General features: G+C 40.0%; 27 protein-coding genes. 19 read left to right on the top strand and 8 right to left on the bottom strand.

From position 1 onward, the window contains the following. Nucleotides 1-21: 21 nt before the first annotated feature. From PL9214_RS19490 to PL9214_RS19510, 5 genes are all read left to right on the top strand, one after another. A complete protein-coding gene (locus tag PL9214_RS19490; protein WP_072720422.1) occupies nucleotides 22-807 on the top strand; it encodes a TIGR03943 family putative permease subunit in 786 nt (261 codons plus the stop codon). A 69-nt stretch (nucleotides 808-876) separates the two neighbouring features. Next, the gene (locus tag PL9214_RS19495; protein ID WP_072720423.1) at nucleotides 877-2,400 is read left to right on the top strand and encodes a hypothetical protein; all 1,524 of its coding nucleotides are present in this window, start codon (nucleotides 877-879) and stop codon (nucleotides 2,398-2,400) included. A 43-nt stretch (nucleotides 2,401-2,443) separates the two neighbouring features. After that, a complete protein-coding gene (locus tag PL9214_RS19500) occupies nucleotides 2,444-3,007 on the top strand; it encodes a hypothetical protein (protein WP_072720424.1) in 564 nt (187 codons plus the stop codon). Nucleotides 3,008-3,094: 87 nt separating this feature from the next. Beyond that, a complete protein-coding gene (locus tag PL9214_RS19505) occupies nucleotides 3,095-4,108 on the top strand; it encodes a succinate dehydrogenase/fumarate reductase iron-sulfur subunit (protein WP_072720425.1) in 1,014 nt (337 codons plus the stop codon). Then, the gene (locus tag PL9214_RS19510; RefSeq protein WP_072720426.1) at nucleotides 4,105-4,290 is read left to right on the top strand and encodes a CAB/ELIP/HLIP family chlorophyll-binding protein; all 186 of its coding nucleotides are present in this window, start codon (nucleotides 4,105-4,107) and stop codon (nucleotides 4,288-4,290) included. The genes PL9214_RS19505 and PL9214_RS19510 overlap by 4 nt, the downstream gene beginning before the upstream one ends. A gap of 75 nt (nucleotides 4,291-4,365) precedes the next feature. Here PL9214_RS19510 and PL9214_RS19515 read toward each other — a convergent pair whose 3' ends face one another. Beyond that, nucleotides 4,366-4,704, bottom strand: a complete 339-nt coding sequence (locus PL9214_RS19515; protein WP_072720427.1) for a hypothetical protein — start codon at nucleotides 4,702-4,704, stop codon at nucleotides 4,366-4,368. A 385-nt stretch (nucleotides 4,705-5,089) separates the two neighbouring features. Then, the gene (locus PL9214_RS32750; RefSeq protein ID WP_281250344.1) at nucleotides 5,090-5,215 is read right to left on the bottom strand and encodes a hypothetical protein; all 126 of its coding nucleotides are present in this window, start codon (nucleotides 5,213-5,215) and stop codon (nucleotides 5,090-5,092) included. Between the two features lie 157 nt (nucleotides 5,216-5,372). On the opposite strand from PL9214_RS32750, the gene PL9214_RS32755 reads away from it, so the two are divergent. The 6 genes from PL9214_RS32755 (at nucleotide 5,373) to PL9214_RS19540 (ending at nucleotide 9,795) form a co-directional block, all read left to right on the top strand. Next, complete coding sequence (locus PL9214_RS32755; RefSeq protein WP_281250345.1) at nucleotides 5,373-5,507, top strand: hypothetical protein; 135 nt, start codon at nucleotides 5,373-5,375, stop codon at nucleotides 5,505-5,507. 81 nt (nucleotides 5,508-5,588) lie between these two features. Beyond that, nucleotides 5,589-6,644 (top strand): S-methyl-5-thioribose-1-phosphate isomerase, encoded by a 1,056-nt coding sequence (gene mtnA, locus PL9214_RS19520; protein WP_072720428.1) that lies wholly within the window; start codon nucleotides 5,589-5,591, stop codon nucleotides 6,642-6,644. Nucleotides 6,645-6,837: 193 nt separating this feature from the next. Further along, nucleotides 6,838-7,146: a BMC domain-containing protein gene (locus tag PL9214_RS19525; RefSeq protein WP_072720429.1), complete on the top strand. Its 309-nt coding sequence runs from the start codon at nucleotides 6,838-6,840 to the stop codon at nucleotides 7,144-7,146. Nucleotides 7,147-7,218: 72 nt separating this feature from the next. Next, a complete protein-coding gene (locus PL9214_RS19530) occupies nucleotides 7,219-7,563 on the top strand; it encodes a carbon dioxide-concentrating mechanism protein CcmK (protein ID WP_072720430.1) in 345 nt (114 codons plus the stop codon). 222 nt (nucleotides 7,564-7,785) lie between these two features. Then, nucleotides 7,786-8,856: a glycosyltransferase family 4 protein gene (locus PL9214_RS19535; protein WP_072720431.1), complete on the top strand. Its 1,071-nt coding sequence runs from the start codon at nucleotides 7,786-7,788 to the stop codon at nucleotides 8,854-8,856. A gap of 39 nt (nucleotides 8,857-8,895) precedes the next feature. Beyond that, the gene (locus tag PL9214_RS19540) at nucleotides 8,896-9,795 is read left to right on the top strand and encodes a S66 peptidase family protein (protein ID WP_072720432.1); all 900 of its coding nucleotides are present in this window, start codon (nucleotides 8,896-8,898) and stop codon (nucleotides 9,793-9,795) included. A gap of 85 nt (nucleotides 9,796-9,880) precedes the next feature. Here PL9214_RS19540 and PL9214_RS19545 read toward each other — a convergent pair whose 3' ends face one another. Beyond that, entirely contained in the window at nucleotides 9,881-10,471 is a 591-nt protein-coding gene (locus PL9214_RS19545) for a PRC-barrel domain-containing protein (protein ID WP_072720433.1), read from the bottom strand. Between the two features lie 518 nt (nucleotides 10,472-10,989). On the opposite strand from PL9214_RS19545, the gene PL9214_RS19550 reads away from it, so the two are divergent. Continuing rightward, a complete protein-coding gene (locus tag PL9214_RS19550; protein WP_072720434.1) occupies nucleotides 10,990-12,618 on the top strand; it encodes a glycosyltransferase family 39 protein in 1,629 nt (542 codons plus the stop codon). Between the two features lie 353 nt (nucleotides 12,619-12,971). After that, on the top strand, nucleotides 12,972-14,024 hold the full coding sequence (locus tag PL9214_RS19555) for a glycosyltransferase family 2 protein (RefSeq protein WP_083580086.1): 1,053 nt from the start codon (nucleotides 12,972-12,974) through the stop codon (nucleotides 14,022-14,024). A gap of 51 nt (nucleotides 14,025-14,075) precedes the next feature. Here PL9214_RS19555 and PL9214_RS19560 read toward each other — a convergent pair whose 3' ends face one another. Continuing rightward, nucleotides 14,076-14,480 (bottom strand): hypothetical protein, encoded by a 405-nt coding sequence (locus PL9214_RS19560; RefSeq protein WP_072720435.1) that lies wholly within the window; start codon nucleotides 14,478-14,480, stop codon nucleotides 14,076-14,078. 695 nt (nucleotides 14,481-15,175) lie between these two features. Here PL9214_RS19560 and PL9214_RS19565 point away from each other — a divergent pair. Next, nucleotides 15,176-16,237 carry a coiled-coil domain-containing protein gene (locus PL9214_RS19565; protein ID WP_072720436.1) on the top strand — a complete coding sequence of 354 codons (1,062 nt, stop codon included), beginning with the start codon at nucleotides 15,176-15,178 and terminating at the stop codon, nucleotides 16,235-16,237. Nucleotides 16,238-16,443: 206 nt separating this feature from the next. Further along, nucleotides 16,444-18,837 (top strand): DUF1565 domain-containing protein, encoded by a 2,394-nt coding sequence (locus PL9214_RS19570; RefSeq protein WP_072720437.1) that lies wholly within the window; start codon nucleotides 16,444-16,446, stop codon nucleotides 18,835-18,837. Nucleotides 18,838-18,958: 121 nt separating this feature from the next. Here the strand turns inward: PL9214_RS19570 and PL9214_RS19575 are convergent, their stop codons facing one another. Together PL9214_RS19575 and PL9214_RS19580 are read right to left on the bottom strand one after the other, a co-directional pair. After that, nucleotides 18,959-19,504 carry a helix-turn-helix transcriptional regulator gene (locus tag PL9214_RS19575; RefSeq protein WP_072720438.1) on the bottom strand — a complete coding sequence of 182 codons (546 nt, stop codon included), beginning with the start codon at nucleotides 19,502-19,504 and terminating at the stop codon, nucleotides 18,959-18,961. 3 nt (nucleotides 19,505-19,507) lie between these two features. After that, a complete protein-coding gene (locus tag PL9214_RS19580; RefSeq protein WP_072720439.1) occupies nucleotides 19,508-19,774 on the bottom strand; it encodes a hypothetical protein in 267 nt (88 codons plus the stop codon). Nucleotides 19,775-19,906: 132 nt separating this feature from the next. On the opposite strand from PL9214_RS19580, the gene PL9214_RS19585 reads away from it, so the two are divergent. After that, on the top strand, nucleotides 19,907-20,881 hold the full coding sequence (locus tag PL9214_RS19585; RefSeq protein WP_072720440.1) for a carbohydrate kinase family protein: 975 nt from the start codon (nucleotides 19,907-19,909) through the stop codon (nucleotides 20,879-20,881). 155 nt (nucleotides 20,882-21,036) lie between these two features. Beyond that, nucleotides 21,037-21,438, top strand: a complete 402-nt coding sequence (gene psb27 / locus PL9214_RS19590) for a photosystem II protein Psb27 (protein ID WP_072720441.1) — start codon at nucleotides 21,037-21,039, stop codon at nucleotides 21,436-21,438. 220 nt (nucleotides 21,439-21,658) lie between these two features. Here the strand turns inward: psb27 and tgt are convergent, their stop codons facing one another. Continuing rightward, nucleotides 21,659-22,822 (bottom strand): tRNA guanosine(34) transglycosylase Tgt, encoded by a 1,164-nt coding sequence (gene tgt, locus PL9214_RS19595; protein WP_072720442.1) that lies wholly within the window; start codon nucleotides 22,820-22,822, stop codon nucleotides 21,659-21,661. Between the two features lie 142 nt (nucleotides 22,823-22,964). Beyond that, nucleotides 22,965-23,417, bottom strand: coding sequence for a hypothetical protein (locus PL9214_RS19600; protein WP_072720443.1), 453 nt, complete (start codon nucleotides 23,415-23,417; stop codon nucleotides 22,965-22,967). 233 nt (nucleotides 23,418-23,650) lie between these two features. Here PL9214_RS19600 and PL9214_RS31420 point away from each other — a divergent pair, with 233 nt between their 5' ends. Together PL9214_RS31420 and cobS are read left to right on the top strand one after the other, a co-directional pair. Further along, nucleotides 23,651-23,788: a hypothetical protein gene (locus tag PL9214_RS31420; RefSeq protein WP_186440409.1), complete on the top strand. Its 138-nt coding sequence runs from the start codon at nucleotides 23,651-23,653 to the stop codon at nucleotides 23,786-23,788. A 208-nt stretch (nucleotides 23,789-23,996) separates the two neighbouring features. Further along, nucleotides 23,997-24,794 (top strand): adenosylcobinamide-GDP ribazoletransferase, encoded by a 798-nt coding sequence (gene cobS / locus PL9214_RS19605; RefSeq protein ID WP_072720444.1) that lies wholly within the window; start codon nucleotides 23,997-23,999, stop codon nucleotides 24,792-24,794. The last annotated feature ends 86 nt before the right edge of the window (nucleotides 24,795-24,880 follow it).

The following is a 24,880-nucleotide window of genomic DNA, read 5'->3' on the forward strand; positions in this document are numbered from 1 at the left end:
AGCTTGGGAGTTCTCCACACCATGACGCATCTAAAGCCAAAAATCATCCATTTCTATCAGCAATTTTCCACTAAATTAGACAACCCTTGGTTAGATGTTGTCGCTCTATTCCTCTGGGGAATTTTATTATTAAAATATTGGATCACTGGAAAACTTTATATTCTCATTCATCCCAATTATTTTGGATTAACCGTTGCTGCGGGTGTGACATTGTTGGTGTTAGGGGGATTAAAAGCTAAACAAATAATTCAAGAAACTTCATCCCCAACGGTACAACATATCACCTTATTTCCCAAAGGGTGGAGTAGTGTATTATTAATCTTTACAGCTTGTTTGGGATTATTGATCACCCCCCAAATGTTCGGAGCTCAAGCTGCATTACAACGCGGGTTAACGGAATCTTTACCCATGACTCGTGCTCAACCCCAGGAATTTAGAACCGCCATTAAACCGGAAAATCGTTCCTTAATTGAATGGGTGAGATTACTGAATGTTAATCCTGAACCCGATGCTTATAAAGGTCAAAAAGCAAAAGTTACTGGGTTTGTCATTTATCCTCCTGATTTACCCCAAAATTATATTTGGTTAGGACGATTTATTCTAACCTGTTGTGCGGCGGATGCTTACCCGGTCGGGCTTCCGGTTTTACTTCCTGAAGGCAAATCTCGACAATTATATGCTCAAGATACTTGGTTAGAAATAGAAGGAGAAATGTATACAGAAACTTTTAATAATCAACGCAAATTAACCATTAAAGCTCAAAACATTAAAGCCATTCTTCCTCCTAAAAATCCCTACGACTATTAAATCAGTTATCAGTTATCAGTTATCAGTTATCAGTTGTTAGTTGTTAGTTAAAATCTGGGATGATGATTTATGAATAGTTTTACAAGCAAGTTCAAGACTTTAAAATGGGTTCAGCCGTTAGATCAAGCAGCATTAATTTTAATGGTTGTTTTAACCGTTTTGATCGGAATTGTTTTATTAACAGGTGATCGCACTACTCCCCAAGTTCAAGAATTTACTTGGCAAAATAAACAAATTGGGGCGGAAGATATGGGATTTTTAATGACCTTTAATCGACCCATGAATCGAGAAAGTGTTGAGAAAAATTTGCAAATTGATCCGCCTCTTTCGGGTAAAATTAGTTGGGCAGGACGACGTATGGCCTATACTTTATCAGAACCCGTTCCCTATGGAACACCCTTTAGTGTGCAGTTAAAAGGTGCTAGAGATCATTTATATGGAGAGAAGCAAGGAACATTAATTGCACCCTTTACAGGATTTTTTCGCAGTCGAGATCGGGCTTTTGCTTATATTGGAATTCAGGGAAACGAAGAAGGACGATTAATCTTAGTTAATCTGAGTCAAAAAGAACCTAAACCGATACCTTTAACCCCTGAAAATTTAGTGGTTTTAGATTTTGAACCTTATCCCAAAGGGGATCACATTCTATTTTCAGCGATTCCTAAAACCGGACAAAAACAAGGATTAATTGAACCCGAATTATATACGGTGACAACGGGAATTAATCCTCAATCTCCCGAAGATAATTCTAAATCCGTCCAACCTCCAGGGGAAATTGAGAAACTTTTAGATAACAAATATTATCGGAATTTAAAATTTGATTTATCTCCCGATGGCAATATAATTGTGATACAACGGGTGAGTAAAACTAATCCTAATGATGCGAGTCCTTGGTTTATTGAAAAGGGGAAATCTCCTAAACCTTTAAATGCTCAGGGTGGAGACTTTTTAATTGCACCCGATAGTCAATCCGTTGTGATTGCTCAAGGGCCTGATTTAACAACAATTTTACCCTTAAAACCCGATGCTAAACCGTTAGAATTTTTACCAAAATTCGGTCAAGTTTTAAGCTTTGCACGCAATGGAAGTGCCGCAGCAATGGTGAAATTTAATCCCGATGGCACGCGATCACTATTTGTGGTGAATAACCAAGGACAAGAACAAGAACTTTATCGCACTCCCCCCTTTGGCAATATTATCAGTGCTGAATTTGATTCCAGTAACAGTATTTTATATTGTTTAATTACTGAAGTTTTGGATAATCCCGAAACCTATCAAGAACAGCCTTATATTGTTGCGATCGATATCAAAACTAAACAAGTGATTCCCTTTGTGATTTTACCCAATCAACAAGAAATCAACATCAGTTTATCCCCCGATGGATTAGCCTTACTGTTTGATCAGACCGTTATCAAAACTGGGGAACCCGATGATTTGGAACAATCCACAAAAACCCAAGGAGGAGATACCATTAAAACCAGTCGAATTTGGATTTTACCTCTCGTCATTGATACACCGACCGATGGATCTAAACCTCAAGTTAAACCCGAAGAATTACCCTTTTTAGGGTTCCATCCCCAATGGCTTCCCTAAACTAAGCCTCTACTGTGTTAACGTTCTTTTTGTAGGAAATTTTATGGAAATTACAGATATTACTCAAATTTTAACCGCTAGATTTGGAACAGCCGTGAGTCAAATTGAAGCGAGTTTATGGCAAGTTGAAACCGAGCAATTTCGTTTATTAGTCTTATTATCAGAAAATCAAAGTTGGTTAAGGATGTTACTTCCCATTGCTCCAGTTCAAGAAGTTCAACTAATTTTAGAACAACTCTTAGAAGCGAATTTTGATCAAACTCAAGAAACTCGCTATGGAATTCATCAAAATGTGGTTTGGGCTGTGTTTCAACATAACCGAGAAACCTTAACAGAAAACGATTTTAACCGAGCGGTTTCTAATTTAATTTCTCTTCAAGAAGCCGGATTTTCAGATTATTATAATCGACTGATTGAAAATCGAATTCAAGAAATTATTTTAGTGGCGAAACAGCAAGGACAATCAATGGAAACCACCTTACAAAATTTAGAACGGTTTTATGCAGAAGGGGTGATGGGAGATTTAACCAATAGTACAGAAGATCGAGAACGAACCTTAACCGCTTGGCGCTATCAATTAGAACGGTTATGGTCAGAAGTAGAATAAGTAGTAAGCCCTTTAGGGCTAAGAGAGTCCTAAAGGACTCACTACGAGTGTGATCAATACTCGATAAACCTGCATCAGTGTAACAACATGGAAATTAAGTTTAATATTGTTAGGCAAAGTCCTAATTCTTTTCCCCAAGTACAAAGTTATTTCCTCGATGTTGAACCGGGAAATACCATTCTGGACTGTCTTAACCGCATAAAATGGGAACAGGATGGAACCTTAGCCTTTAGAAAAAACTGCCGCAATACGATTTGTGGTAGTTGTTCGATGCGAATTAATAACCGTTCTGCCTTAGCTTGTAAAGAAAATATTGGCAGTGAAGTTGCCCGTTTACAAAAAATTGCGGAGGCGAATTCTGAGCCATCCCAGTTCAATGATATTCCAGAAATGACGATTGCCCCAATGGGGAATTTACCCGTTATTAAAGACTTAGTTGTGGAGATGAACCGCTTTTGGGACAACCTAGAAGCCGTTGAACCTTATGTCAGTACCGCAGGACGGGCTATTCCTGAACGAGAATTTCTGCAAACTCCTGAAGAACGGGCTAAACTTGACCAAATGGGCAACTGTATCCTCTGTGGCGCTTGTTACTCTGACTGTAACGCCGTCGAAGTTAACCCCAATTTTGTTGGCCCCCACGCCTTAGCCAAAGCTCAACGGATGGTGGCGGACTTGCGGGATGCTAAAACCGAACAACGCCTCGAACATTATAACGAAGGCACAAAGGGAGTTTGGGGCTGTACCCGTTGCTTTAACTGTAATTCTGTTTGTCCGATGGAAGTCGCTCCCCTAGATCAGATTACCAAAATTAAGCATGAAATCCTAGAACGCAAAGACGCCGATGCGAGTCGTGCCATTCGTCACCGCAAAGTCTTACTGGAATTGGTAAAACAGGGCGGTTGGGTCGATGAGCGCAAATTTGCTGTAATGGTAGTAGGGAATTATTTCCGCGATCTCAAGGGGTTACTCAGCTTAGGGCCCGTCGGAATGCGGGTACTGATGCGAGGTAAGTTTCCTTTCACTTTTGAACCCTCTGAAGGGACAGAAACCGTGCGATCGCTAATTGAATCAATTCAAGAGTTAGAAAAACAACCATGACTTCTCCAACACCTTCTACAGCTACCCCGGACGAACCGAACCCTCAACCCGAACCTGCAATGGGTTGGACTCGCTATGCTGAACAAACTAATGGCCGTTTTGCGATGGTAGGATTTGTTCTGTTAATTGTATTGGAATTTTTTACCCATCAGGATTTATTTACCTGGTTAGGTTTACGTTAACTTCTCAAAAATATAGGGGCAAATTCGCCCCTTTTGGAAATGATCATAAATTTTTATGACTTAAATTTAGCAAAATTAAGCAGCAAGAGGAACAACAGTTCTGGAATTTTCAATCAAATCAATGGTGGCTTTCACGGTTTCTAAATCTTCCGCTTCAAACCAGCAATTCATTAAATGATCGTAAGCTTCCCACCCTTGAGTGACTTCAGCATCATACCAAATAAACCAATCCCGATAGAGTTCTCCTTGATCAATATCAGGTGCTAATGACAGCCACTCATCCCCAGTAAATGTGTTCATGTTTTCTATAATGTGTTGTAAATCTGAAAGAGTTAAAGAAACGTCACCAGAATGAGAACAATTAGTAGTAAACTCAGACGTAAAAGTATCGGTAAAATTTAGGTTGGATTTCATGGGTATAAACTTGACTCGATGTTTATACTCTACCGAGATCAACAAGATTCTGGCTTAGGGAATGTGACACTATTTTAACCCTTACAGTTTTGGTTGATTCTATTGACAAAGCTGATATCAGAGAATTAAGCTTAAAGTGCATCGGGTGCAGTAGACAGTTCGAGAAATGGCACAGTTATCTCGTTCGTTTTGGGAAAAACTGTCTGCGGTTTTAGTCGTTTCTGATTGGTTAATCCGCAATCAGGACAAAATACTAATCACAAACAGGGACAATAGGAAAATACAGTTAACTGTGGGTTGGGTCGTGTTATAGGATGCAACCTTTATCACCATCACCCCGTCACCCATGAGGGAAAAAAACCGCTCTCATTAACCGTGTTATCCTTTATGCTGCGGCTACCTCAACATCCCCGCTTTCGGGTTTCACAACAATCCATTTTCCCGTTTCGGGATCACGGTAGGCCATGAAAGGGTTGGGCCGCAGTTCTTTGTTGGAAGATTGAGTAGCCATAAGTAAGCACTCCAAAGACTTAGCCTTATCTTTAAAATTGTGTCATTTATCCTTACGGTTTACCGTGATATTATCCTGATCTGAGTGTGAAATAGATCAGGGGTTTTGAGTGATGGCAGACACAATAAATCAGTGATTTACCTGATAGTGATTTTGGATGACAATATCTATCGCAAGTCTAAGCACTTCCCTGATTTTATCTGCGATCGCAACATTGATTTTGACTATAATTTATCGGGATCATCATAAGCGATCGCAATATCAAGATTGCCAATACAAAATTAACCCTTAATTCTTTAGTGCTTAGAGTTCACTCTAGGTTTATAATTAAATAACTGGTAACAATATTCTACGCTTAAATTTAATCGCCAAAATGACTTCAAATCTAACTCAAGTTGATCCCATTATTTGGGAAAGCGATCGCGCTTCACTCATCGACCAAACCCGTCTCCCCGATGAATATACCCGAATAGAAGTTACAACCTATCAACAAATGGCAGAAGCCATTAAAACAATGATTGTTCGGGGTGCACCTGCCATTGGAATTGCCGCTGCTTATGGGTTATATTTAGGTGCAAAGGAGATTAGCACTTCAGACCGTCAAGTATTTTTAACCCAATTAGAAGAGATTGCCCAAGTTTTATGCGCCACTCGTCCAACGGCGGTTAATTTATTCTGGGCGATTGATCAAATGTTGAAAACGGCAATAGAAACCCCTGGAACAATTAATGATATTAAAATAGCTTTATTTCAAAAAGCAAATACGATTAAAGAAGACGATATTCAAACTTGTTTTGCAATTGGAGAAGCTGGATTAACGGTATTACCTAAAACACCTGAAAAACTAACCATTCTTACCCATTGTAATGCAGGTGCGTTAGCAACAGGAGGCTATGGAACCGCTTTAGGGGTGATTCGTTCTGCTTGGAATTCTGGACGCTTAAATCGAGTGTATGCGGATGAAACCCGTCCTCGTTTACAAGGGGCAAAATTAACAACTTGGGAATGTGTACAAGAGCGAATTCCTGTTACTTTAATTTCCGATAATATGGCTGCTCATTGTATGAAACAGGGGTTAATTGATGCTGTTATTGTGGGAGCAGATAGAATTACTGCTAATGGCGATGCGGCTAATAAAATAGGAACCTATAGTTTAGCCATTGTGGCAAAAGCCCATAACGTTCCCTTCTTTGTGGCTGCACCGTTATCAACGGTTGATTTTAAATTAGCAACCGGAGATGAAATTCCAATTGAAGAACGAGATGCAACAGAAGTTTATCAAGTGGGTTCAACTCGAATTTGTCCTGAAGGCGTGGAATTTTTCAACCCAGCTTTTGATGTAACTCCTGCTGAATTAATTACCGCTATTATAACAGAAAAAGGGGCAGTTATTCCATCAGAATTAAAGCAATTTTCCGTTAGATTTTAATATAAAATCTGATGTTTTGCCGAGTTTTTGGGTGGGTGATAATCGATAAATTGATATTGATATCCCTTACTGCTACTCTATATCGTGAACCTCAGCCGTCCCTGACCAGAAACCCGAAACCTATCTTAATCTTGACGGTACCATTCAGTCGTACAATGGTTTTGATGCGTTCCGTTCTTACTAGGAGACTTCAATGCCAGAGGCAGTTGGTGTCATACAAACCCTGGGTTTTCCAGGGGTTTTAGCCGCAGCAGATGCGATGGTCAAGGCTGCGCGAGTCACCCTTGTTTACTATGATTTAGCAGAACGGGGTGAGTTTATCGTCGCAGTTCGTGGCCCAACATCGGAAGTGGTTCCTGCTGTCCAAGCTGGTGTTGAAGCAGCAGAAAAGACGTTTGGCTGTTCACTAATTACTTACTACGTTGTTCCCAACCCCCCTGAGAACATTGTAGATGTTATGTCAATTGGCTACACAGAACTAAGTGAACGTTTCCGCACTTAACCTAACTTCTAATTTTGCGAAAACTATTCAATCGCAGCACCTTTAAAGTCTAATTAATTCAGGAGAAATTAAATGTCACAGCAAGCCGTTGGAGCTTTAGAAACCAAAGGATTTCCCGGTGTTTTAGCCGCAGCAGATGCGATGGTAAAAGCCGGTCGGGTAACGTTGGTGGGCTATATTCGGGCAGGAAGTGCGCGGTTTACAATTATGATTCGGGGAGATGTTTCCGAAGTTAAAACCGCCATGGATGCCGGAATTGCGGCGGTTGAAAAAGCCTATGGTGCAGCACTAGAAACTTGGGTGATTATTCCTCGTCCCCATGAAAATGTGGTAGCCGTTTTACCCATTGATTTTAGTGATAATGTTGAAGAATATCGGGTAGCGGCGGAAGGACTAACGTTACCGAGAGGTCGTTAATTCACTGAGGAATTAGGGGTTGGGTTGAGTTTCAATTCAATCCAACAATACCTTTCCCAAATACACGGTGCGAAAAATATCAACTTCTCCCCATTTTAGGGATGACGAGAGCGGAAAAGTTTGATAGGACTGGATCATAATCTTGCCTGATCGCCCTCAGTATGGGAGAGGCTCTTTAGGCTTCCTTGCGATTTTAAATTTCCTTTCAAACCTTGATTTTCAATGAATCAACGCTTAGAAGTATTATTGGTATCAACTCCCGTTGGGCCGTTGGGATCTGGATTGGGCGGGGGTGTAGAATTAACAGTCTTAAATCTAGCAATAGTTCTGCGCCAACGAGGTCATAAAGTTACGATTGCAGCCCCGGAAACGTCTCAATTAGAGTCTTTTTCAATAGTAGAAATTCCAGGGGAATTACAAACTTTAGCCCAAACCCAAAACCGTCATGATCCGGTGATTTTGCCTGATAATTCCGTGTTAACGAATTTGTGGAATTATGCTCAACAAGTTGCTGATCAATATGATATTATTTTGAACTTTGCTTATGATTGGTTGCCTTTATTTTTAACGCCTTTTTTTAAAGGTAAATTAATCCATTTAGTCAGTATGGGTTCCTTAAGCGATGTCATGGATCAAGCTGTTCATCAAGCCATTCAACAGTGTCCGGGTTCCATTGCTTTTCATACCCATAGTCAAGCAGAAACTTTTGGGTTAAAAGAGGGTTATTTTTGTTTAAGTAATGCGATTGATTTATCTCAATATCAGTTTTGTGCAGAACCCAAAAATCAATTAGCTTGGGTCGGTAGAATTTCTCCCGAAAAAGGTTTAGAAGATGCAGTTGCTGCTTCCCAAAAAACGGGAATTCCATTAATGATTATGGGTAAAATTCAAGATGAAGCTTACTGGCAAACCATTGTTCAAAATTATTCCGATGCTCCGATTCAATACTTAGGGTTTTTATCAACGGAAAAACTTCAAGAACAAGTTCGTCAATGTCGCGCTTTAGTGATGACCCATCGCTGGATAGAAGCTTTTGGAAATGTGGCGATCGAAGCCTTAGCTTGTGGCGTTCCTGTAATTTCCTATAGCCGAGGAGGGCCAACAGAAATTATTCGAGATAGCGTAACAGGTTGGTTAGTGGAACCGGATAATATTAATGAGTTAGTTCAGGCTATTCAAAAGTTAGATCAAATTGACCGTTTTGTCTGTCGTCAACAGGCGGAAACAGAATATTCTTTAGATGCTTTAGGCGATCGCATTGAACACTGGTTATTTCAGGTTATTTCATCGTAAAGTATTCAGGACTTTTTATTATTAATAATATCATTAATTATGACCAATTTTCCAGGATTAAAACCGGGCGATAAATTACGAGTAATTGCGCCCAGTGGCGCGTTAAGAGAATGGGAACCTTTTGAAAAAGGAGTTGAAATTTGGCGATCGCACGGTTATAAAATCGAATTTACACCGGGTTTTGATCAATCCTGGGGATATTTAGCCGGAAACGATGAAAACCGACGACAACAACTTTTAGAAGCCTTAACAGATGAAACTTGTCGGGGTATTTTGTGCGCTAGAGGAGGGTTTGGATCAACTCGATTATTAGAAGGATGGAATTGGGATAATTTTGCTAAAATTGCGACTATTCCTAAATTTTTAATTGGGTTTTCTGATATCACAGGATTATTATGGGCATTTTCCCATCATTCACACATTATCGGCATTCATGGCCCTGTTTTAACAACCTTAGCCACTGAACCAGATTGGTCAATTCAACGTTTATTTGAAGGTGTTGAAACGGGATATTTTGAAGTGTTACAAGGGGAAAGTTGGATCAAAGGTTATGCTTCTGGTCGATTATTTCCTGCTAATTTAACGGTTGCGACTCATTTATTAGGAACAACTTATCAACCGGATTTAACCAATACCATTATCGCCTTAGAAGATGTTAATGAAGAACCCTATCGTTTAGATCGAATGTTAACTCACTGGCGGATGGTGGGTGCATTTAAAGGGGTTCAAGGAATTGCGTTAGGACGATTTAGTCGTTGTGAAGCTAAAGGAAATCCTAATAGTTTTACCATAGAAGAGGTATTACGCGATCGCTTAGGCGATTTAGGAATTCCAATTGTGTCTAATTTACCCTTCGGTCATGAAGGATCGAATGCTATTTTACCCGTTGGTCGGATGGCTCATCTGGATGGAGAACAAGGAACCTTAAGTTTTTCCTAAAGAGGAGAGAAGGAAAGATTAAAGAACAGTAATCAGTGATCAGGTTTAACACCTCTAACCGCCTTTCCTCCCTTATTTTCTGATACTAACGAATTATAGAATGGGATTTTTTGAGGGAATTATTGGCAATTAACCGTTCTTCATATCGTTTTAATTGTTGATGATCCCGTTCATTTAATCGATATAAATTCGGTTCAAGATCATAACTATAATGGTCAGGATTGATGGTTTTCCAATCTAACACAGGCGCGGACTGAATTTCGCTCGTATTGGGCATTATATATTCCTGATCACTGCGAATGGGAACTTCACCCATATAAGGGAGACGATAGGTTTTTCTGACTTGTTCTTCGTAATCGTATCCTTTCGTTTCTAAGTGCTGATAAGAAGGAAGATGGGTTGCTTGTTCTTTGGTTAATCCATTAGTATAAACCCGTTGAGATTTATAATCAATTCGGGAATGACCGACCGGAAGTAAAATTGTTTTGCCAAAAATCCAGAAGCCTAAATCAACGATAAAATACCGAAAATGACCGGATTCATCGACTAAAATATCGCTAATACTGCCAATTTTTTCTTCTTGGACATCAGAATATACATCTAAGCCAATGATTTCTTCTCCATCAAACGCATCTTTGTAATGGGGATCAAAATCTTCAATTCGTAGGAAAGCCATATTAAATTCCTCTATTTTTAAGAAATAAATCTTATCTTTCCTACGTTAGCCAAATCAAGATCGTGGATTCATCCTTCTGAAGAAAGATTATCTGATAATTAGGATAAATTATCCTCTTTCTTCAGAATAAAAAACCCATCTATTTGCATCAAATTATCCTCTTTTGTAGACTTTTGATATATAGTTTAAGTGATCTGGCTTAGAGTAGTGATCAAAAAATCTTAGATTACACTTGAAGCTATCCCTCTTCTGTCACTCTCCGGTTTTGCCTATGATTAGTAATTTCCAAAGCCACGTTATAGTCAACGATCTGGGATGGGGCGATCGCATTTTAGCCAATTTCGCGCTCTTCAGAATTTCTACTCGTAAAAAAAGGTGTGGTCGCTTGCTCTGTCTAGGCTCTAGGATTCAGAAGAAAATGCAAGACTTTTCGGAGAGTGACAGAAGCGGGATAGGATTGCTATAATTGTTTTTTGTCAAACAACTCCCCAAATTTTCTCACATAGGAGAGACACTCAGTGAAATTGCAGATTGATCCTAAGTTAACATTGTCTTCTAATGGTAAAAATACTCAACAACTTTTATTTAAACAGATACCGATTCTATTGATTCTGTTACTGGCTACAGGACTGCGGTTATATCAACTCAGTACCGAAAGCGTGTGGATTGATGAAATGCTTAGTATTCGTGATGCTAAATCATTTGAGTTTACTCTCCCTTACGTCCGCCCCTTCTACTACATACTCCTGAAAGCCTGGATGCAGTTTGGCGATAGCGATGCTTGGTTAAGAGGATTATCGATTATTTTTGGTTTAGGGAGTATTTACTTTACTTATTGGTTGGGATGTCGCATTGTCGGAAAGTCTACCGGATTAATTGCCGCATTTATGGCCAGTGTTTCTCCTCTATTTATTAATCACGCTCAAGAAATTCGGATGTACACCGTGATTACCTTCTTGAGTGTAGCGGGAACATTAGCCCTCAGTTACTTTTTAGAACGACCTTCCTATAAAGCTTTAGCGGGTTGGACAATAGCACGAACATTCTTAATTTTAACGAATGCTAATAATATTTTAATTTTGGTGGCCGATATAGTTTTATTGGGTTGGAAATTCCGCAAACAGCGTCAAGTATTACTGGCTGCTGCTGGAGGTTTATCAATTATCGGTTTATTTTTCCTTCCCATCTTCTGGGCACTTACCATAGGAGGTGGAGCAAATGAGTTTATGGAGAAGCAAGTTGCTGACTATTCTAAACCTGGAGTGACTCAAATTATTGGGATGTTAACCCAATTTACCGTATACTGGCCTTTGAGAAATCTACTTGAATCTAATCAAATTATTCTAAATAAAAATCAGTTAACAGATGCTACATTGTTAAATCAATTATTGAGTGTAAAAACTTTTTCTATTTTATTCTATGCTGGTTTTACTGCGATTTTGATTGTTTTATTAGTTATTTCCCTATTAAATATTTTTAGTAAACATCCTTCAGAACGGTTGATTTGGTTGGCAACTTGGGCGATTATTCCAGCTAGTTTAATGTTGTTTTTATCTTATTATAAAAATTCCATCTGGTTTACTCGTTATCTTTTGTTTGTTGCTCCTTATTTTCTCATTCTTATAGCAGCAGGATTTGTTGTCATTTGGAATTGGAAAAAACCGTTAGCGATCGCCATAGCCATTGCTTACTGTATTGGCGTTACAGGCAGCCTTTTCGATTACTACACGAAATTATATCGAAATGATTGGCAAGGAGCCACCCAATATATTTACCAAAATCAGCAACCTAATGATTTGATAGTCATGCACTCTACTCCAGACTTTTTCCCTCTATCTCTGCCTCGCTATTATCCCGAACCTAATAAAGTTCATTTACTGAATCATCCGGGTTCTCAGGACAAGTTAACCCCAGATTATATTAAACAACAGTTCGATAGAACCTTACCTTTAAAATCGAATCTTTGGTTTGTTTGCTGGCTATTTTGCAACGAAACCGAGGGGATGAATCGAGTATTTACCACAGTAGCTGGACAACAATTTAAAGTTGAACAGGAAAAAACATTTAGTAGCCTTGAATTTCAGCCTATTCAAGTATTTAAGGTAACTCCGGCTGTACCGACAACAAAATCTACCACCCCTGAGTAAAATTTTCTCATCTCAAGCTTTTGGTTCCTGGGGTGATGTTATCCTAATATTGGGATTAAGCCGAAAAGATAAATCTTCAAGAGACACTTGATATAATTGGTTTCCTCAGTTATTTTATAGTCAGAAATTATCTACAGGCTAACCCAAGGATATTCTAGCTACTGTTTTTCCTGCACTCCAATTAATCTTTCCCACAGGAACTGAATTTTCTAGGAAGGATAGAGTTCTATCTGATTCTAACTGTGTTTTTTTTACTAACTCTATCCTAGATAAGACAAGACTCAATGAACGTGTATGTGTTCCTAAAATTTCCTAATACAACTATTTCCTTTTGTAAGAACTTAGAGGATAAGATGGATATTTCACAACCCCCAATTTTAAAAACGCCAGAACCTCAGAAACATTATGGAGATTTAATTTTGGGTTCTCACTCCTTAGCTGTTTCTATCGTTGTACCTATCTATAACGAAGTCGAAAGTTTACCCCGATTGATAGCAGCGATTGATAGTAATATGACTTCTTTGGGTTTAAATTATGAATTGGTTTGTGTTGATGATGGGTCAACCGATGGTTCCACGGAACTCCTGAAACAGGAAGCCACAACCAATCCTCATCTCAAAGCCATTATTCTCCGCCGCAATTATGGCCAAACCGCAGCAATGGCGGCGGGATTTAAGTATTCTCAAGGTCAGGTGATTATTACAATTGATGGTGATTTACAAAATGATCCCCAAGATATTCCTCTACTTCTGACAGAGTTGGGTAAGGGTTTTGATGTCGTCAGTGGTTGGCGTAAAAATCGACAAGATGCCAAAATCACTCGTTTACTTCCCTCTCGCATTGCGAACTGGCTGATTAGTAAGATGACTGGGGTACAACTACATGACTATGGTTGTTCTCTTAAGGCTTACCGCACTGAGGTAATCGCCGATATGAAACTTTATGGAGAACTCCACCGATTCTTACCCGCTTTAGCCTTTATTGAAGGCGCGAGAATTACTGAAATTCCGGTTAACCATCATGCTCGTCGTTTTGGTCAGAGTAAATATGGTTTAGATCGTACCTTCCGGGTGGTGATGGATTTATTAACAATTTCCTTTATCAAAAAATTCCTGACTCGACCTATGCACGTTTTTGGTTTATTAGGAATGTTGGCTTTTGCCTTTGGAATTATTGTTGGTATTTATTTGACCTTTATTCGACTGGTTTTGGGCGAAGGAATTGCTGATCGTCCTTTACTCACCTTTGCAGTATTACTGACCCTTACCGGAATTCAACTGTTTTGTTTTGGTTTATTAGCTGAACTGTTAATGCGAACCTATCATGAGTCTCAAGATCGACCTATCTATCGAGTCCGTGAAGTGATTGAATCCGAAGGTAACGAGAATAGCACCAGAACCCGTTAATTGTTCCGGGTTTCCTCCAATAGATATAAGGGTAATAGGTTCTTGTCAAGTTTAATCTTCTAAATTGGGCGGTTCACTGTTAACCGGGAAGATCTTACACATCATATATTGAGGATGAAGGGTTGGGGACGGGTGACAAACCGGGGATGAGTTAGGGGTTTCTACAGGGTTGTTGTGTGGTTGAATACACAGAGCCACTTGTCCAACTCCAACCATTAAGGTTTGCACTCGTTCAACAATCTGCTGTATGTTCGATAACAACTGTTCAGCGACCTGCAAAGAAGGGGTAACAATAAAAAAGGTTTTGACTCCGGTGGGACTGGGAGCAAAACCAAAGCTACATTCTAACAGTTGAGATTGGCTTGAGGAGGGTAGAGTTTCACGGAAACGTTCAATCAACGCTTGGTACAAAGACTCATTCAGCGCACGATCATCAAATATAGGTTGAGATAACATGGTTAGTCCTTACTTGACCTGTTATGTACTTTACCTTTTAGTTTAACATTTATTAATATCCGATGGGTTTAAATTTTTAATCTAATTGATAAGCAAACCTAGGGGTAATGTCATAACTTGCTCATATTGATCATTAGGGAACAGGGAATAGGGAATAGGGAATAGGGAACACTTCGACAGGCTCAGTGCTTCGCAGTAAGTGGTCAATGAGTTTCGGGATTTAGAAAATTGTCCTAAACTTTAATGCGTAGCACTATATACCCATTCCATAGATTGGCTGCCTTCTGCTTCACAAAATTTACACTTTTTTGTCTCTGCACCGCCCTATACTTCTAAATGTAGGCTATTGCAGGATAATGTTGAACAGGAATTCAAAATGTCAACGTTTTGAACCAGCAGGCAGACGGATACGGTAACATCCCGCCACAAACCCATCTAACCTAACTCTCCTGTTGACTTCGTTTTTACAGTTAACAACTTTAGGGGGTTATGTTTAGTAACAGATTAAAGCTGAAACCCCTACAAACATCTATCCTCTGCAACAGTGAGATGCACACCTCACGATTGAAAGTCTACCGCCATGCAATCGATGAATTTGGGATAAACCCTTTTAGATTTTGGGTTGAATTTTTCTGATAACATCCACAATCTAAAATTTTTGTCTCCTAAGTGAAATTTTTAAGGAATATAGTCTCATGTCCACCAATAGAAAAAAACGCACTCCTTCTACTCCCCGTCCTGCTTCTGCCATTAGTGACAAAGTAAAAGTTACGGTTTCATTAACGGCTGATTCAGCACAACAGATAGAATCCTTGGCTCAAGAATTAGGAGTCTCCAAATCTGAGTTATTTGAACGCCTAGGAAAAGGGGAATTAAATGTATCCACCAAAACTCCAGAAACAGCACCTTCCACTTCTTCTGAAACGGTAGAAACTTCTAATGTAGAGTCTTCTGCTCTTTCCTCTGAGAATGTAGCCTTAAAACAACAAGTTGAAGAACAAGCTAATACAATTCAACAGTTAAAGCAGCAACTGACTAGGATATCAGAATTAGAAGCTCAACTGGCGCAAACCGTTGATTCTGCAACCCATGAAGCCTTGAAACAAGAAGCGGAACAGCAAAAACAAACCATTACTAATCTACACCATCAACTAGAACAAAAAGTAACACAAACCGTTGATGCAGAAGTGTATCAAGCTTTACAAAAAGCATCAGAACAACAAAAATCAACGATTGCTCAATTACAAACTCAATTAAATCGAATTCCTGAATTAGAACAAGAATTAGCCGGAAAAATTTCGGCAGAAGCTCACCAAACTTTGCAAAACGAATTAGAACAACAACGCACTATTCAAGCCCAATTAACTCAGCAAATTGAAGCCTTGGAAAAAGAACTTAACGAAAGTAATGGTTCTCTAGCGCAACTCCAAATGAAACAAGAAAAAATTACGGAATTAGAAGTAAAATTAGCTCACAGTATTTCTACAGAAAGTTATTCCCAGCTAGAGCATCTTTGTGCAACTCAAAAAGCTCAAATAGCAACAATGGAACAAAAATTAGCGAGTTTAGTTTCTACTAAAACACAACATCAGGGAACGACGAATACAACGGTTAATTATGATGCTTTGAAAAACTATTTGCAAGAACAAGATAACTTAATTGACGCTTTGCAAAAACGGGTTTTAGAATTGCAAGGATTAGCTTGCTTTGGAGAATCTCAACTTTCTAAATGGCGTAATCGTACCTATAACAGTTAAGCAAAAGTAGGATGGGCTATGCCCATCTTGAAATTCCCAAAAACAGAGCATTAACTTTAGATAATGGCTGAAACCCCCTCAAGGTATAACCAACAGAACAATATTAAAATAAATTAAATTTTTCCGTTTTTTTGACCGAATCCCTAACATCGGAGGTGTAACAGAGCTTAGGATAAAGCGCAGACGGTTTAATCAAAAACACAATTATGGTAACTTTGTACGTTAACCCCGCTACTGGAAACGATTTCAGTTCTGGGGACTCAAATTCCCCCTTTAAAACCTTAAAAAAAGCCCTGTCTCAAGCTCAGTCTGGAACTACGATTGACCTAGAAGCTGGCACCTATAATAGTTCCAGTGGTGAAACTTTCCCCCTGATTGTGCCTTCTGGGGTCATTGTTATTGGGAATGAATCAGGTAAAGGCAGTGGCATTTTAATCGAAGGAAATGGACTCTATACCAGTCCCAGCGCTGCGAGTCAAAATATTACAATTTTGATGGAAAATAACGCCCAATTGCGAGGTGTAACCGTCACCAATATTCAAACTCGTGGAACTGGGGTTTGGATTGAATCTCAATCTCCTGTGATTGCCAACTGTACCTTGACTCGATGCAAACGAGAAGGGATTTATGCAGTGGGTTCAGGAAATCCTCAAATTCTCAATAGTATTTTTACTCAAAATGAAGGGTATGGCGTATCCATTGAAGGAGAAATCAAAGGAGAAATTCAAGGAAATATCTTTCAAAATACCGGATATGGTCTTTCAATTAAAGATCAAGCTGCTCCCTTAATTCGAGATAATGCTATTGTAGAAAATCGCTCTGGATTGTTAATTGCAGATCACGCTAAACCGATTCTACGTCAAAACCTAATTGAACGCAATAGTGGCGATGGCGTTGTAATTTTAAATCAAGCCACACCCGATTTGGGAACCGTGCAAACTCCTGGGGGAAATACCATTCGCAATAATGGCGGTTTTGATATTCAAAATGCCGGAACTGCCAGCTTAACTTCTTTTGGAAATATTATTAGTCCTACTCGCGTTAAAGGAACTCTACAAGTCGTGACTCAAACTGTACCGATGGCTGCATCTGCCACCTTATTTGTTAATTCTGCCACAGGCAATGATTCTGCCACAGGTGGGCAATCTGACCCCTTAAAAACCATTGCTAAAGCCCTTAGTCGTGCCCAATCAGGAACCGTGATTCAAGTCGCCCCAGGAAGCTATAACGCAGCCAGTGGCGAAGTCTTTCCGTTAATTGTGCCATCGGGAGTCACGATTCTGGGGAACGAATCTACCAAAGGCCAAGATGTTGTGATTGTCGGGAGTGGCACGTTTACCAGTCCTAGTGCAGCGGCTCAGAATATTACGATTTTGATGCAAAATAACTCGACGGTTAAGGGTGTCAGTGTCACCAATGAGCAAACGCGAGGAACCGGAATCTGGGCAGAATCTGTTTATTGTACCGTTGCCAGTTGTACTTTATCAAAATCCAAACGAGAAGGTTTATTTGCGACAGGAACAGCCATTCCTACGGTACTCAATAGTGATTTTATTCAAAATGTGGGAAATGGTATCGCTTTAGCGGGAAATGCCAAAGGAGAAATTCGGGGGAATAAATTCCAAAATACCGGATATGCGATCGCCGTGCAAGCTTCTGCGGCTCCATTAATTATTGAAAATGAAATTCTGGAAAACCGCTCTGGGTTGGTGTTATCAGGACAATCTAAACCCGTATTGCGAAAAAATCAAGTTAAGAAAAATCTTCAAGATGGGTTAACGGTGATTGCTGATTCTGCTCCAGATTTGGGTAATCCTCAAGATAATGGTGGCAATGTATTTGTTGATAATGGCAAATATGATGTGCAAAATGCCAGTAAATTTACCTTAATTTCGGTGGGAAATCAAATTAACCCAACTCGGACATTAGGAAGTATTGAATTGAGTGCCAATCAAAGTCCAACGCCCTCCCCCACCCCTGCACCCAGCCCTGGCCCAACTCCCACACCGACTCCGGCTCCGGGTGGCGCAAAATTCAACGATATTGCGTCTCACTGGGCGAGACCGTTTATTGAACGGTTAGCGGATATGGGGATTATTAGCGGGTTCCCCGATGGTTCCTTTAAACCCGATGCCACTTTAACTCGTGCCCAACACGCTGCAATGTTGATGAAAGCATTTACACTCACCCCCATTCGGGAAGCAACGGCTTTTACCGATGTCCCCGCAGATTTCTGGGGGAAAGAAGCCATTAATCAAGCAAATCGGGCAGGTTTTCTGTCGGGTTATCCTGATAAAACCTTCCGACCGAATCAAAATTTAACTCGCTCTCAGGCGATTGTTTCTTTAGTGAATGGGTTGAAATTAACGGGAGGAACACCAACTAATTTGAGTGTTTATACTGACCGTGCTCAAATTCCAGCTTTTGCTGTTAATGCCATGATTACCGCAACGGAATTAAATATGGTTGTCAATTACCCGAAAAAAGAGGTTTTTAACCCGTTAAAAGATGTCACCCGTGCGGAAATTGCGGCAATTTTCTATCAAACCTTAGTGGCCGTTAATCGAGCACAGGCCATTGATTCTCCTTATATTGTTTAATTCCCTCTAGTTCCCTGGTTCTACCAGGGAATTTACTCAAGGAGGCTCTGCCTCTTGTTAACAGCAGGCAGAGCCTGATTAAAGTATTGCTAGGTTCTACCTAGCAACGAAAAATGATCAATTAAACAGAAATTGGGCTAAAAAAATCAATCATTTTTTGCTTTTGTTCAGAATCAACTGTTTCCCACTCCCTAACAATATTCAAATCCTTATTAACCTTAGATAATTCTAATAAATTCGGATCTATTTTATTTCTATAATTTTTCTCCTCACATAGCCAGTTCAATATATCTGATAAGTGCCAAATCGAAGGCGTTCCCCCATAGATAGGTTGTGGAGAGTTTAGTTCATCCTTGATTATCAAATTACGAATATTTTGTCGCGTACATCCGAGTAATGTAGCAACCTCGGTTAAACTCACAAAATCCGGGCTAACTTCAGTCAAAATTGCCTGGGGAATAGCCCGTTTTACATCTCGAATTGCGCTATAAACCGCTTCTGTTGCTGATAGGGATTCTCGGATAAAATTGAGAGCAATTCGCCCCTTTTTCCCAATTCCAATTAAGGCATCATCACAATCTTCTGTTGCTAAAGTCTCTAAAAAATTATCAAGATTTACCGGAGTATCTGGAAGATTAAAGTTTAAAATAAAATCATATTCTGGCATTTTTTAATTCTCCTCTTCCTCTTGTGCTTGATGATGAACGGTGCAGTTATCAATCACACGACGGATTTGTTTAGCATGATTGCCTGTATTTTTAGGGGTACTCCAAACACTGACAATACAAAATTCTCCACAGCGACAATCGTTGTTATTATAAGGACAGTAAATTTTTCCCCAAGCATGAGATCCGCCCACTTCAATACGCCATCCATTTTGTTCGGCATACTTCAAGGCTGCTTCAATCTCTAGTTTAGGATGTTTTTTCCTAGACATAAAAATTTGAGCTTGTATAAACTATAGTTTATTGTGTTTAAATTGTCAAGTGACAACTTATTATAACTGGGATGGTGCGTAAGCAACGCGCACGCACCCTACAATAGAGAAGGTTAATTTTTATTAAAAATCATGAATAATCCTCAAGTTATTTGTATTGGTGAAATGTTGTTTGATCGGTTATCCAATGAATTAGGACAACCGTTAGAACAAGTTAAATCGTGGACAGATTACCCCGGAGGTGCGCCAGCGAATACGGCGTGTGGATTGGTTAAATTGGGGATTTCGACGGCTTTTATCGGGTGTATTGGGGAAGATGCACCCGGAGAACAGTTAGTGAAATTATTGAGGGAAATAGGTGTTAATATTACAGGGGTTCAACGCCATTCTAACGCACCGACTCGGATTGTTTATGTGGTTAGAGATACAGCAGGCGATCGCAGTTTTGCAGGATTTGGAGAACGAGACACAGGGGAATTTGCAGATACTTATTTACAAGCAGAACTCCTTCCAGAAGCATTATTTAAAACCGCAGAATTTCTGGTTTTAGGAACCTTAGAATTAGCCTACCCAGAAAGCCAAAAAGCGATTTTAAAAGCAATTCAGTTAGCTAAAAAATATCAAGTTAAAATTTTTATTGATATAAATTGGCGACCGATGTTTTGGTCAAACCCGAATGAAGCGATGGAACTGATTTTAAATGTTGTTCAAAATGCGGATTTCCTAAAATTAACGAATGAAGAAGCAGAATTATTATTTAATACCATAGAACCAGAAGCCCTCGCCCAACAGTTACAAATTCAAGGCGTATTTGTCACCGCCGGAGAACAAGGTTGTGCCTATTATTTAGCCGGAAATTCAGGAAGACTACCCGCATTTTCTGTTCCTGTCGCAGATACCACTGGAGCCGGAGATGGATTTACAGCCGGAATTCTTTATCAATTCTGTAAATTAGGAATAGAATCGATTAATCATGCTAAAATATCTGAAGAAATGGTACAGTTTGCCAGTGCAGTTGGGGCATTAACCACAACAAAACCCGGTGCAATTGCGGCTCAACCGACATTAACAGAAGTTGAAATATTTTTAAACAATTCTAAATCTTAATTAATTTTTAAGATAACAATTCAAGCTGAATCAAGTATTAGAATTGGGACGTTTGACCCTGATCCCATCCCCCATTTTAGCAGTTTATTCCTTCCTTCAGATAGAATAGACCCGGATTTTGACTATAATTTTTAATGCCAATTCTAATAAAGCTCATGAAAAAATACATTTCTCGCCTATTAGCTCTTGTTCTTGTAGCTGCCATTACCTTAGTCGGATGTGGGGGAAGTCCCTCTGGACTCTTAACAGGCAATTATCCTCAAGATACTTTAGCTGTTGTCGATAGCTTAAGAACCGCTATCTTGTTACCTGAAGATGCACCGAATAAGGCAGAAGCTCAAGGTGAAGCCCGCGAGGTGATTAACGAATTTATTGCCCGTTACCGTCGGGATAGCTCTGTAACGACTCTCTCGTCCTTTACCACCATGCGAACCGCCCTCAATGCCTTAGCAGGTCATTATAGTTCCTATCCTAACCGTCCTATCCCCGACAAATTAAAACAACGTTTGGAACAAGAATTTAAACAAGTTGAAACTGCGGTCAACCGAGGGGCATAATCAGTTGTAGGGGCGGGGTTTCCCCCAAAGTCCTCAACTTCAGGAAAATTATAGAAGGCACTTACAACGGTTAATGCTAGTTGAAGAGGGCGATTAGTAGCCGCCCTCGCGACATAATTCTGAAGAACGACCATTTTTCAATAATAACCATTAATCCCTGGTAGGGATTGAAACCTTGATAGGGGGAAGAAAGCCCTGAAGCACTTACTACGGGGGAGGGTTAGCCGTGACTGCGTTTATTGATTTCAACTTCGTCTAAAACGGTTTCAGTATCCGGTGCTGGACTTAACCAAAATTGGAATTCTTCTGCAAATCGATGGTTTAAAATGGCGTCTCGAATGCGTTGGGTAAACCGAATCAATTCGGTAACATTATGAATAGAGATTAACGTATAGCCTAATAGTTCCTTAGCTCGGACTAAATGACTAATATACGCCCGACTAAAATTTTGACAGGTATAACAGGGACAAGTTTCATCTAACGGTTGAAAATCCTCTCGAAATTGAGCATTTTTTAAATTCAATCGTTCTCCCTTAATTAACGCTGCGCCATGGCGGGCTAAACGAGTGGGAATGACACAATCAAATAAATCCACCCCAGCAGCAATCGCTTGAGCCATTTCCCGATAGGTTCCTACCCCCATTAAATAACGGGGTTTATTAAAGGGTAAAATTGGCGTTGTCACCTGAACAATTTTTTCAATTAATGTTACAGGTTCCCCCACACTTACCCCACCAATGGCATATCCAGGTAAATCAAATTCAACTAATTCTTGAGCCGCTTTTTGTCGTAAATCCGCATAAATACCCCCCTGTACAATGGCAAATAAAGCTTGGTCGCTACGTTGATGGGCATTAATACAACGTTCTAACCAGCGTTTGGTGCGTTCTGTGGCTTTTAAAACTGCTTCTCGACTGGCGGGATAGGGGGGACATTCATCAAAGGCCATAATCACATCCGCCCCTAATTCATTTTGAATTTGGATAGAACGTTCTGGGGTAAAGTTAATGATTTTCCCATCATGGGGAGAACGAAACGTTACCCCGTCTTCGGTGATGGTGCGAATTTCACTTAAACTAAAGACTTGAAACCCCCCAGAATCCGTTAAAATCGGGCCATCCCACCCCATAAATCGATGCAGACCTCCAGCCCTAGCGACAATATTTTCCCCTGGCTGTAAATGCAGGTGATAGGTGTTGGATAAAACCATCTGGGCACCTGCATCCTTCAGGTGGGCTGGAGTCAGGGTTTTGACATTGGCTAAGGTTCCCACAGGCATAAATCGGGGGGTTTCAACCCAACCATGAGGGGTATGAAATAACCCAACACGGGCTTTTGTTTGACTACAGCACGCCTGAACTTCAAAGGAAAAAGGGTGTGACATAAAAAACTCAAAAAACAGCTTGGAAAAAGCGGGGTAAAAAATAATTTTCCCCGTTCCTTTTTTATTCTAAGGTTCTGTTGAAACAACAAAGTTCAAATTCTGAGTTGAGCCTTAAGAATTCAGATTCTCTTGCTTTTATCCCTTAGAACGGACAGTCATCCTCATCAATTTGAGTATCCCAATTAGAAGACAAAACTTGATCCATAACCGCATCTAAAGCTGCTGCATTAAAATTGCGATTAAATTGTTCTTGTAAGGGATTGTTTAAAGGAATTAATCTTAATAAACGCCCCCCTTCTTGAACTAGATCAAAATAAGTTTCCTTGTCAGGAGACTGTTTGAGTTCTAAGTAATCAAAACTATAAACATTCAAATACAACGAATGATTGGCAACTAATGTTGCTTGTTGTGGATTAGCAAAAACTTCTAGGATGTATCCTTCTGCTTCGGTGCATATTTGTCCGTCTTGAATATGCAAATAACGGACACGACCTAAATCAACAAGCAGTTTTTGCATATCCCGCTTATTGAGAACGATACCCGTATCGATAATGCACGGAGCAGACACCCTGTAGTTTAGTTGGTCGTAACTCATGGAGCAAAAGCCTCAGATGTAATCTGTGAATGACAGAATGGCAATGATTCTGTTGAATCAAATCTGTAGTTGTAAAGTTATCCCATCCCTAGGTGTAGAGGAATTACTAACAAAGGTGTCTGGCTGTACTGGTCGTTAATTCCGATACGCCTTCCCAATTATGAACCTTAATTGTTTTATTCCTCCGCCATTGATCTTATGGTTTTACTCTAACAATTATTGAGGAAAAAGCAATGCTGAATTCAGAATTTTATGGAAATTCTTCAACAACACTCAAGCTATTCCTACCCATCATTAGAACCATGCTTTTCACTGATATGGTAGATGTTGTCATTGTAGCAAAACTACAACTGTCCAATCGGGGTTTGTAACTCACCTATTCCTTCTCTCACCTAAAATAATCGTAAGGAATTAAAAAGGATGGATTCGTTTTCGAGCAGATGTGTCATTGAACAACCCTGGAGTTGGCAAACTCCGATGAGATGTTTTGACTTGACTCAGACAAAACATAAGTTGTTATTTCAATTCTGGCATAACCTAGAAAATATTTATAGATCTACGCAAATTTAATTTTTTGCTATGTCAGATAATAAGCTGATTCGATCACTTTCTGAATTTTTCCAGCGACAGGGTACAGCGTTAGCGGCGGCAATTGCCTTTTATACCTGTTTTCCCATTCCCCTATCTTGGACGTTGGAGTTTCGCGGAATTGCCCGTTTTGCCCCGGTGATTGGGGTATTAATCGGCGGAATTTTAGGCTTAATTGATGGGGGATTATTCCTACTCGGTTGTCCGGTATTAACCCGTTCTGTGTTAGTAATTCTGGCAGGAATTGGCATCACCGGAGGTTTACACTTAGATGGAGCCATGGATACGGCCGATGGTTTAGCCGTGGCTGATCCGAATCGACGCTTAGAGGTGATGGCTGATAGTGTGACGGGGGCGTTCGGGGTGATGGCTGCGATCGCCATTATTTTATTAAAAGTTTCTGCTTTACAAGATTTGAGTGCGGATCGAGGCTTAATTTTAATGGCGGTGGCTGGATGGGGACGTTGGGGACAGTTAGTGGCGATCGCTCGTTATCCCTATTTGAAAGCCACTGGAAAAGGAGCCTTTCACAAGGATACTCCCTATTCCTCCTGGGATTTAGTTCCCGGTGCGTTATTGTTGATCGCCTTAAGCGGGATTATCGTGATTCTTCATCCCCACTATTGGTTAGTGGGCGTAGGTCTAGCTTTAGGGGGAAGTGCGATCGCCATTTTAAGCGGTGCTTGGTTTAATGCTCGTTTGGGAGGACACACCGGAGATACTTATGGAGCCGTTGTTGAATGGACAGAAGCTTTCCTGTTAGTTTGGGTTGTGGCATTACAAGGATAGTTATCAGTTATGAGGGAACAGGGAACAGGGAACAGGGAACAGGGAACAGGGAACAGGGAACAGGGAACAGGGAACAGGGAACAGGG

Origin of the sequence: Planktothrix tepida PCC 9214 (genome assembly GCF_900009145.1) — a bacterium.
GTDB classification, from domain to species: domain Bacteria; phylum Cyanobacteriota; class Cyanobacteriia; order Cyanobacteriales; family Microcoleaceae; genus Planktothrix; species Planktothrix tepida.